Here is an 11,250-nt window from a genome sequence, read left to right on the forward strand (position 1 = left end):
TGCCACTCACTTAGCGCTCACACCAGGATGGTGATGTTATGGCAGAACCCAATAATCCCCGGATGCGTATAGCCAGTTGGCTCCTGATTTATCTTACCGCCGTACAACCCCTTCATCCGGCCATTGCCGCCGGTATTCAGCCTGATAACGCGCGGACTAAAGTCCAAACTCGCGGTCAAATTCCGGTGGTTGATATTGCTGCCCCAAATGCCGCCGGAGTGTCTCATAATCACTATCGTGATTTTAATGTCACTTCTGCGGGGGCGGTACTGAATAACGCCACCACGGCGGGGAACTCAGCGCTGGCGAGGCATTTGGCCGCCAACCCGCATTTAACCGGCAACAGTGCACAACTGATTATCAATGAGGTCACCGGTGGTCAGCCCTCATCAATGGGCGGTATGCTGGAAGTTTTTGGTGGCAAAGCCAATGTTATTGTCGCCAATCCCAATGGTTTGAACTGTAATGGTTGCCGCTTTAGCAATATGGGCGCTATCGCCTTGACTACCGGCACTCCGCTGTTGAACTCGCGGGGTGAACTGGACAAGCTAAATGTGGTGGGCGGAGCCATCAGTGTAGGTAATAAAGGCTTTAATGCCCTTGATCAGAATGATGCTGCATTGATTAGCCGCACGCTGAAGCTTGATGGTGAAATCCGCGCCAATCAGCTTGATATCATACTGGGGCCCAATCAGGTCGATTATCAGAATGGCCATATTCAACCTTTGCCAGCGGTAGGAGCCGCACTGGCACTGGCGGTAGACTCCAGTGCATTGGGTGGGATGTATGCCAACCGTATTCGGCTGGTATCAACAGAAAAAGAAGTGGGTACCAAACTTAAAAATATCGTCAGTCATCAGGGTGATATCAGGATCGATACTGCCGGTTATCTGTCGGTAGGTAAGTTGAAGGATGCGGATAATGCCATCTCTGGCAATATTACAGCGAAAAAAGATCTCAATATTAGTGCACCCCAAATATATGTGTTCCCCGGCAGTAAAGTGAACAGCGGCCAGGATATCACGCTGGTTAATAAGGCGCTTTACAATGCTGGGCAAGTGAGTGCCGGACGCGATATGCGCCTCTTCAGTGATCACCTGGTTAATTTAGGCCAACAGGCAGAGCTTTCTGCTCATAATCAGATGTGGATACAAAAAGATGCCGCAGGGAATAAAAATACACAGGTAGAAAATAAATCTGGCATCATTAAAACTCGACGTGGTGATTTAATTATCCGTACCGATAAACTGGATAATACTCGGCTTAAATTCAACACCGAATGGTTAGAGTTAGCACCAAACTCTAGCCTTATTAATATTTATGCCTATGATAAAAATTATAAATATCATAAAAAAACAGCCGAACTCACACAAGAAATATACGCCGATGGCTTCCCTGAAACATGGTTTGACATAGCCGACTTTAGGGTTATTCATGAGCGTGCACACTGGCATTTATATAAAGTTAACACCGAGAGAAGTCTGTATCAGATAGCGGGTGAAACCCCTATAGCAAAAATATACACCGGGGGTAATCTGTATATTAACGCCAGCCAATTCAATAATAAAATTAGTGGCATTGGGGCTGAGAAAGATATTTTTCTCACCGGAAATGATTTTTTAAATAGCAGTTCAAGTAATTGGATAAAGGATGACTTTGTTGATTATGAGGTGCAGGGTGGCATGCGTCCTCGAAATCATGCCATGCAAACCGATTGGTATACCTATTGGACTGAAGCTGAAAACCACCTTGGTATCATCGTTGCGGGTGGCAATGTGGTGCTTGATTTTAATAACAGCATTCATTTACAAACGCTATTGCCGGAAACCCCACGCAAGTGGGGGGATAGCGTCCTACTAAAAGAAAAGACCTTGCCCGCGGTACTGGGAAATAATATCGTGCTGCACGCTAAGACCATCACCAATAATGATCTGATACAAGCCAGCGGTGACATTACGTTGATTGCAGATGATACAATTTATTTAAATAACAGTGCCCTGCGTGGCAGGGATATATCCCTTACTGCGCTAAATGATATTAACTCGCTGCTCGGTGAAATTACCGGTCAGGATATTATGTTGCTGAGCCGTCAGGGTGATATTCAATTCTGGCAGGATGACTCCCACAATTATTATCTTCAACCTGATCGAGATAAAATAATTAATCAGATAGATGCCGATGGGGATTTTAGCGCGATTGCCGGTAAAAATATTAACCTGACAGATACTTTACTGCATCCGGCCAATAATATTACGATGTCGGCAAATAAAGATATTAACATCATAAACAGTGAAAAACTGCTATATGCTGTTAATAGCGCTAGATTTCTTACGCGAGAAGAGAATATACAGTATCTTAATAAATTATTTTATTTGCCAGGGAAGATAAAAAGTCACCAAGATATAACCTTTAATGCCGGTAATAATCTGACATTACGGGGTATTGCATTGGACGCGAGGCAGGATATTAACTTACATGCCGCCCACGATATTGATCTGACATCGCGTGATATCTTATCTAAGCCTGATGGGCCACTAAAAGAGGACTTTTTCCATCCAGAGGATGATTACTATGTATTCTTCCCTGCCTCACGCACCCCTGAACTGAGTACTCAGATAAATGCTAAAGGAAATCTATTAATCAATAGCGGCCGCGATATTCTGGCCGGTGCCACGAATATGGCTGCTGGCGATAATATCGCCTTATTGGCAGGCCGAAATACCCAACTGGCGGCACGACTCTATACGGACGAAGGCCCGCGGCAGGATCAGCATGTGGTCACGCGTTTGCAGGCGGGGAAAGCGCTTAATGTGGTGGCAAGCGATCAACTGCTTACCTATGGCGCGGAACTCTCCTCCGGCGGCAATATGACACTAACCTCCGGCGGCAATATGCGCTTTGAATCGCTACTGAATGAACAGCATCAGGGCGGGGGTGAAAATTTCAGCTATAACAAGCTCCAGCAACCGACTCAACTTAAAAGTGGCGGCATCCTCACACTGATTTCAAACGGCAGCATTCTGTTTCAGGCCACCCAGTTGGTCGCTAAAAAAGTGATGGATGTAGCCGCCGAAGGCGGTTATTTATTCGCCCAGGCGATGGAAGAAACCAGCCACGCGGAACAACGTTGGGATACCCGCAAGTGGTGGGGGAGGAAGAAACACCACCATAATGTCCAGCATACTGCCACCAATAAAGTCACGGAATTCACCGCCGAGGGTGACATTAACCTGCTAAGCCGCGATGACAGCACCTATCAGGCCAGCAAAATTGCCGCAGGCCAGAATGCCAAACTGACCAGTACCCACGGCAAAGTGATATTCGCAGCGGTCAAAAACAGCTCTTTCGCGCAAAAAACCACGCTAGCGAAAGGGTTCTACATCAAACATAGCGACAAGGGGTATCTGAAAGAGAAGTGGGCGCTGCCAACCATCCAAACTGGCGGCGAATTAACTGTTGCTGCTGCACAGGGCATCAGTGCCAATATAAAAGTAAAAAATAGCGAGTCATTACGCAATGCTATTACTGTGCTGGGCAATACGCCGGGTAACGAATGGCTTAACGATCTGAATCTGCGCGATGATGTGCAATGGCAAAAAGTGATGGATGCCTATAGCCGCTGGGATCATAGCGATGAGCAATTGAACCCAGTGGTGGCGGTAGTGATAGCTATTGCGGTGGCCACCGCCACTGCGGGATCGGGGTTGGTGGCAACCACGAATGCTGCTGCCGGTGGCGGGGTAGCAGGCGGTGCGGTATCTGCCGGAATGTCTACGCTGGCATCGCAGGCGGCGGTATCTTTGATGAATAATCAGGGAGATATATCCAAAACCTTCAAAGAGCTGGGCAGTAAAGAGTCGGTAAAGTCATTGGTCACTTCAATGGCAGTAGGCGGGGCTTTATCTGGGTTTGATGCTGCGATGGGGTGGGATAAAGCCGCTGACGGTGCCAGTGCCGCCAAATTACCACGGCTGAGTAACGGTGACTGGAGCAAGGTGGCCCAGCGGGTCGCCGGTCAGTCGATGATCAGTTCCAGTCTGAATACCGGCATTAACGGCGGTAGTTTTAAAGAGAATCTGACCACGGCATTATTTGCCAATATTGGCGGTCAGTTACATGCCGAAGGGGCGCATTTAATTGGCAATAACGGCAGTGTATTGGGAGTGCAGGGCAAAGCGCTCAGCCATGCACTGGTGGCTGGCGTTGCGGCTGAAATCGGCGGTGGCAATGCTAAAGGCGCTGCTGCGGGCGCACTGGCTGCCGAGCTTGCCGGTGTGGTGATGGGGGATAACTTTATCGGCCCGCAGCAGTGGCAGGAAAAATCTGAACGTCAGGCCCAGTTCGTCCGGTTCTTGGGTGGCGTGACCGGTGCGGTATTTACCGGAAAAGCGGAAGGGGCTTACAGCGGTGCTAATGCCGCTGAAATGGCATTCCGTTATAACTACCTCAGCCACCATCAACAAAAGCTGATGGATGCTGAGATGAACGCCGCCGAGACGCTGGTGGATAAAGGCAACGTTTTTATTCGTTGGGGGCTGACCAGTACCACACAAGAGGGCGCTTTTGCCGCCGGTATTGTCGCCGGTGTGCCGGAGGGACTATACGATAGCGCAGTTGAATTACTGGGTGTTCTGAAAGAGCCTAAGCAAATCTTTATGGCACTGAAAGAGCTGGTTAACAGCGATGATGTGTTGGGTCAGGTGGGACAAAGTATTAAGCGAGACTGGCTATCACGAATTGACCGAATGGAGGAACACTATCAGAAAGCCGGTAACCTTAGTGCCTATAATTCAGGGGTTGAAGGGGGTAAACTGCTGTTTGAGTTCGGTGGTTATGCAGCGGGTGCAGGCGGGGTAATGAAAGGCGGTGCGCGCCTTGCCAGTAAGCAGATTGAGAAGTTTAGGGTGCCAAGCGTTGCGACTGTAAACCAATCAGCAACTGGCATTAAATGGGGGCAAGGTATTAATCAGCAAGGTATGCCGTGGGAAAATTACGTGGGAACACAACTGCCGCAAAATTCACGGTTACCGGTAAACTTTAAAACCTTTGACTACTATAACCGCATCTCCCGAACCGCCATCAGCGTAAAAACCTTAGATACCACTACCGCCGCCAGAGTGGCGAACCCAAGGCAAATCTACAGTTCACTGAAAGGGAATATAGATGTGGTAGCGAGTTTTAAAACATATGAGCTTTCTGGTCGGAGGCTGAATTCAGCGATGATTACTAGTAGAGAAGTCCAATTGGCCTTACCCATTAATACAACCAAAACACAGTGGGCGGAGATAAATCGGGTAATTGAGTATGGGAAAAGTCAAGGTGTGAACGTAATAGTAACGCAGGTGAAATAATGAAATTTAACCAAAAACAAGATTATTGTGCTAGTTGCTATTGCAACAATGAATTTTTCAGTGTTGATACATACTCTGGGCTTGGCATGGTAGGCAGAGATCCACTTTTTCCTCCCCATCAACTACCACCAGATGCAGATGATCAAACTATTGGTGAAGCAGTGCTACTGGCGTTATCAAATAGCCGGACATTATCACTTGAAGAGTCCGCTGATTTTTTTGATCTTGAAAAAGGCCAAGAGCAATATGCCGCCTGGATAGCGATGCTAATGCAGAAATATGGCTATAAAACCAAACGAGCATTATTTAAGGACATGAAAAACTGTTCTATTCACTGTATCAATGGCGTTATTACGATCTCACCCACGCGCCATGAAAAACTGGAGGCGTGGGGTGGTAGAGGGATAAAGGAATCGGATGATGTTGTTATCTCAGTGAATAGTACACCCGCAGAAATCGGTGCCGCATTGCGCTTAGCCCTTAGTCGCTGTAAAGGCTGATATTAAATGTTCTGGCATGTATATCAGGGAAGTGAACGCCTTACTTGCTCAACTGCCTTAAAAATAGCTCCCGGTTTAAACCGGGATTTCTACTTTCAATAAAGTATTTATTTTTAGATTACCTGTTTGATTTGTTTATAAACGCAGGGAAAAGCGCAAGGGGCATACAGTGGTGCTAATGCCGCTGAAATGGCATTCCGTTATAACTACCTCAGCCACCATCAACAAAAGCTGATGGATGCTGAGATGAACGCCGCCGAGACGCTGGTGGATAACCGGCATTAAATGGGGGCAAGGTATTAATCAGCAAGGTATGCCGTGGGAAAATTATGTGGGAACACAGCTTCTGGCAGATACACGATTACCCAAGAATTTTAAAACATTTGATTACTATAATCCTATTAGCCGAACCGCCATCAGCGTAAAAACTCTGGATACCACCACTGCCGCCAGAGTGGCGAACCCAAGGCAAATCTACAGTTCACTGAAAGGGAATATAGATGTGGTAGCGAGTTTTAAAACATATGAGCTTTCTGGTCGGAGGCTGAATTCAGCGATGATTACTAGTAGAGAAGTCCAATTGGCCGTACCCATTAATACAACCAAAGCACAATGGACGGAGATAAATCGGGCAATCGAGTATGGAAAAAATCACGGCGTAAAAGTCGCAGTAACACAGGTGAAATAATGAAATTTAACCAAGGGCAAGATTATTGTGCTAGTTGTTTTTGCAACAATAAGTTTTTGAATATTAATACAGACTCTGGACTTGGGTTGATGAGGAGAGATCCACTTTTTCCTCCCCATCTATTACCACCAGATGCTGATGATAAAAGTATTGGTGAAACTGTCCTTATTGCATTATCCAACAGCCGGACATTATCGCTTGAGGAATCAGCTGATTTTTTTGATCTTGAAAAAGGCCAAGAGCAATATGCCGCCTGGATAGCGATGCTAATGCAGAAATATGGCTATAAAACCAAACGGGCCTTATTTAAGGGTATGAAAAACTGTTCTATTCACTGTATCAATGGCGTTATTACGATCTTACCTACCCGCCATGAGAAACTGGAGGCTTGGAGTGGAACGGGGCGAGGTGAGAGTGATAAGGTGATTCTATCCGTCAATAGCTCACCCGCAGAAATCGGTGCCGCATTGCGATTAGCCCTTAGCCGATGTAAAGGCTGATATACCCCTTACTCATCCAACGACCTTAATCAAAAACCCCGGTAAAAAACCGGGATTTTAAGCCTAATATTACCCACACTAGGTCACATTTCTGGCAGGTTACGGCCATAGTAGATTTCCTGCATTTCTTTGTATAACAGGCGGGTAATACGTTCTCGTTCTGCTGTACTCAGCTCTTCTGGCTTGGCGTTAAACAGATAGTGCTTCAAATCGAAATCTTTCAGCATCATCTTAGTATGGAAGATGTTTTCCTGATAAACATTCACATCCATCATGTGATACAGCGACTTCATATCATCAGACATAAAATTCTGAATCGAGTTGATTTTATGATCGATAAAATGTTTTACCCCATTGATATCACGGGTAAAGCCGCGCACCCGGTAATCCATGGTGACGATGTCAGATTCCAATTGATGGATAAGGTAATTCAGTGCTTTTAGCGGTGAAATTACGCCACAGGTAGAGACTTCGATATCGGCACGGAAAGTACATAACCCCGCTTCAGGGTGGCTTTCCGGATAGGTATGGACGCAGATATGGCTCTTGTCCAAATGGGCAACCACCGTACTCGGCAGGGGGCCTGGGTGCTCGGAGGTATCAACATCGCGCGGGTCGACAGGTTCTTCGCTGACCAAAATGGTCACACTGGCACCCTGAGGATCGTAATCCTGACGCGCGATATTTAGAATATTTGCACCAATGATCGAGCAAGTCTCGGTCAAAATCTCGGTCAGGCGATTGGCGTTGTACTGGTCGTCAATGTAGGCGATATAGCCATCGCGGTCGTCTGCGGTCTTGGCATAACAAATATCGTAAATACAAAAACTCAGGCTCTTAGTTAGGTTGTTGAAGCCATGCAACTTAAGCTTGGACAATTTAGTTCACCTCCTTACGGATTATCAACATTTGGCCGTTAAGGCATCCAGCAGATACTGCGGCAAGGCAAAGCTGCCGATATGAATGGCTGGGTTGTAATAGCGACAGGTCAGGCCCGCTGCGGCAAAACGGTGTTGCAGCGTGGACAGGTCCAATTGACGCAGCGATGGGTTCTGCGTCGCCCAAGCAAAGGTCATAATGCCGCCGTAATAGGTCGGAATGGCGGCCTGATAAAAGCTGGCATCGCTGAAATAGTGGCTAAGCTTATTATGGCTGTCGACGGCTTCATCTTGTTGCAGGAAGCAGACGCCGTTTTGCGCCACAAAAATGCCGCCTTCGTTTAGGCTACGGGCGCACCCTTCATAGAACGCAGAGGTAAACAGGCTTTTACCAGGGCCGATAGGGTCGGTACAGTCAGAGATGATGACATCGAATTTTTCTGTGGTTTGATTAACGAAATTGACACCATCATCGATAACTAATTTGAAACGAGGATCGTCATAGGCCCCATTACTGTGCTTAGGCAGATACTGACGGCAGAACTGCACCACGCCGGCGTCAATTTCCACCATGGTAATCTGTTCTATATTTTTATGGCGGCTGACTTCACGTAGCATCGCGCCGTCACCACCACCAATGATCAGCACCTTCTTCGCCTGACCATGGGCCAGCAAAGGAACATGGGTCATCATTTCGTGATAGATGAACTCATCACGCTCGGTGGTCTGTACCACGCCATCCAATGCCATTACGCGGCCCAGCACCGGGTTTTCAAAAATGATCAGATCCTGATGCTCGGTTTTCTCGCGGTACAGTAGCTTTTCTACTGAAAAGTACTGGCCGAAGTTGGCATGTAATGTTTCATACCATAGTTCTTTCTGTGACATGTTCGGGGCTTCTCCTTCGCAGTAACAGCCATGAAAAATGGGGGGAAACATCATAGCCAACTCTGCCTGAGCTTGCACGGCAGAATTTCAGGCAGAAGGGGTAAAGGCTGGATCGTTAGTTAGCGTATGCCAATAAACTTAAAGAGTCACGCGCCAGAGATTTACATTTGATCGGAACTGGAATGGCAATGCCACGCAGATCGCGATAGCTCTCTTCACCCAATGCTTTCATATTGAAGCTATTGTAATTGCGCAGATCCCAACGATTCTGTTGAGCAAAATAGACGATTGCCCGTTTGATTTCGTTATTAGGTAATTCGTTATAGCCGCAATCATTTTTCAGATAGATAAAAACGGCAGTAAGATCAGCAAGATCTTCAGCTTCAGATTCACTTAATGCAGAACTGGCAGATGAGAATCCGCACAGAGTAAGCAGCAGCATAACTAACGTTGTTCTTTTCATGGCGGAAACAGGCTTATTCATTGTTAGCAGACGTTATCACACTGTGATGGCCCAGAGTAAATTTTATTATACTCTTCTATCTGTAACGCCAGTGACTGGGGAATATGTGGAGATTGATTCACAGACTGAATGATTATTTCTTGACCCTCCCGTAAGGGGAGGGTTTAAGCTCAGCTATGCTACTGTTTTGTGCCGAGCTGGCACTCACCCACCATCCTGAATGGAGACGACCATGCATCGCCGTGATTTCATCAAGCTAACGGCCGCTCTTGGAGCCGCCACTTCACTGCCTTTATGGAGCCGTGCGGCCTTGGCCGCAGATTTTTTACCTTTACCTATCCCACCACTGCTCGAACCGGATGCCAGCGGTCATATTAATCTGAATATTCAGACCGGCACTGTGGCGTGGCAGCCTTCTGCGGCGACCCAAACCTGGGGCTATAATGGCAATCTGCTTGGGCCAGCCATTCGTTTGCAACGTGGTAAACCGGTAACTATTGATGTAACCAATTCCCTGGCGGAAGCCACCACCGTACATTGGCACGGTTTGGAAATCCCCGGCGAAGTCGATGGCGGCCCACAGGCGTTGATTCAGCCAGCTGCAAAACGTCAGGTCACATTTACCGTCGATCAACCTGCTGCCACATGCTGGTTCCATCCCCATACCCACGGTAAAACCGGCCATCAGGTCGCGATGGGGTTGGGCGGTTTGGTGCTGATCGAGGATAGCGACAGTGAAAAACTACCACTGCCAAAACAGTGGGGCGTAGATGACATCCCGGTTATTTTGCAGGATAAATTACTGGGCAAAGATGGCCAGATTGACTATCAATTGGATGTAATGACTGCCGCCGTTGGCTGGTTTGGTGATCGGATGTTCACCAATGGCGCACATTATCCGCAGCAAATTACCCCGCGTGGTTGGGTGCGGTTCCGGTTGCTTAATGGCTGTAATGCTCGCTCACTCAATTTAGCACTCAGCGATGGCCGCCCGATGTATGTTATTGCCAGTGATGGTGGGTTATTGGCCGAACCTGTTGCCGTGCGGGAATTGCCCATACTGATGGGGGAACGTTTCGAGGTGCTGGTGGATACCTCGGATGGCAAGGCGCTTGATCTGGTCACCTTACCCGTGAAACAAATGGGTATGACATTGGCTCCGTTTGATAAACCGCTGCCGGTATTACGTATTCAGCCATCACTGGCGGCGGGCAGTAAAGTGTTGCCGGACTCTCTGGTAGTGGTGCCAACGTTGGCCGATGCCACGGGGTTACAAGAGCGTTGGTTGCAACTGATGATGGATCCTAAGCTGGATATGCTGGGAATGCAGGCATTGATGAGCCGTTATGGCATGCAAGCCATGGCTGGCATGAGTATGGATCACGGTGCCATGAGTGGTGGTAATGGCAATATGGCCGGTATGGGCCACGGCAAGATGAAAGGCATGGATCATAGTGTGATGAAAGCGACCCCAGCCTTTGATTTCAGCCATGCCAATATGATTAACGGCAAAGCGTTTTCGATGACCGAACCGGCGTTTGACGCGAAACAGGGCCAGTACGAGAAGTGGACCATTTCCGGTGAGGGCGACATGATGTTGCATCCTTTCCATGTCCACGGCACGCAGTTCCGTATTTTGACTGAAAACGGCCGACCACCGGCAGAGCACCGCCGTGGTTGGAAAGATACCGTGCGGGTGGAAGGCGCGCGCAGTGAAATATTAGTGCGCTTTAATCATCTCGCACCGGCCAGTATGCCGTATATGGCTCATTGCCACCTGCTGGAACATGAAGATACCGGCATGATGCTCGGTTTTACCGTCGGCGCTTGATGGTTAGGAAGTTGGATCCATTGATTGCTCTTAAGTCAGAGACAAAATAGTGCGGTTCGTCCGTTGATTTCATCAACTATGGCAGTATATGGTTTACAATTGAGTGAAACGACAGCGCTTTTGATACCCAATCCAAATTTTAGACAGATCT

The 11,250-nt window shown here is 47.7% G+C and carries 8 protein-coding genes; 5 read left to right on the top strand and 3 right to left on the bottom strand.

The features are described from left to right. Positions 1–38: 38 nt before the first annotated feature. From AEP37_RS11080 to AEP37_RS11095, 4 genes are all read left to right on the top strand, one after another. Positions 39–5,351, top strand: a complete 5,313-nt coding sequence (locus tag AEP37_RS11080) for a DUF637 domain-containing protein (protein WP_049613294.1) — start codon at positions 39–41, stop codon at positions 5,349–5,351. Further along, on the top strand, positions 5,351–5,851 hold the full coding sequence (locus AEP37_RS11085) for a contact-dependent growth inhibition system immunity protein (RefSeq protein ID WP_049613296.1): 501 nt from the start codon (positions 5,351–5,353) through the stop codon (positions 5,849–5,851). The genes AEP37_RS11080 and AEP37_RS11085 overlap by 1 nt, the downstream gene beginning before the upstream one ends. A gap of 298 nt (positions 5,852–6,149) precedes the next feature. Further along, the gene (locus tag AEP37_RS11090) at positions 6,150–6,539 is read left to right on the top strand and encodes an endonuclease toxin domain-containing protein (protein WP_456243159.1); all 390 of its coding nucleotides are present in this window, start codon (positions 6,150–6,152) and stop codon (positions 6,537–6,539) included. Beyond that, a complete protein-coding gene (locus AEP37_RS11095) occupies positions 6,539–7,039 on the top strand; it encodes a contact-dependent growth inhibition system immunity protein (RefSeq protein WP_049613300.1) in 501 nt (166 codons plus the stop codon). Before AEP37_RS11090 ends, AEP37_RS11095 begins: the two co-directional genes overlap by 1 nt. 83 nt (positions 7,040–7,122) lie before the next feature. Here the strand turns inward: AEP37_RS11095 and speD are convergent, their stop codons facing one another. The 3 genes from speD to AEP37_RS11110 all read right to left on the bottom strand — a co-directional run bounded on the left by speD (position 7,123) and on the right by AEP37_RS11110 (position 9,268). Then, complete coding sequence (gene speD, locus AEP37_RS11100) at positions 7,123–7,917, bottom strand: adenosylmethionine decarboxylase (protein WP_049613302.1); 795 nt, start codon at positions 7,915–7,917, stop codon at positions 7,123–7,125. 24 nt (positions 7,918–7,941) lie between these two features. Continuing rightward, positions 7,942–8,805, bottom strand: a complete 864-nt coding sequence (gene speE / locus AEP37_RS11105) for a polyamine aminopropyltransferase (RefSeq protein WP_049613304.1) — start codon at positions 8,803–8,805, stop codon at positions 7,942–7,944. Between the two features lie 115 nt (positions 8,806–8,920). Then, positions 8,921–9,268 (bottom strand): YacC family pilotin-like protein, encoded by a 348-nt coding sequence (locus AEP37_RS11110; protein WP_049613306.1) that lies wholly within the window; start codon positions 9,266–9,268, stop codon positions 8,921–8,923. Between the two features lie 232 nt (positions 9,269–9,500). Here AEP37_RS11110 and cueO point away from each other — a divergent pair, with 232 nt between their 5' ends. After that, positions 9,501–11,099, top strand: coding sequence for a multicopper oxidase CueO (cueO, locus tag AEP37_RS11115; protein WP_049613309.1), 1,599 nt, complete (start codon positions 9,501–9,503; stop codon positions 11,097–11,099). Positions 11,100–11,250: the final 151 nt, after the last annotated feature.

Source organism: Yersinia pekkanenii (genome assembly GCF_001152565.1).
Lineage (GTDB): Bacteria > Pseudomonadota > Gammaproteobacteria > Enterobacterales > Enterobacteriaceae > Yersinia > Yersinia pekkanenii.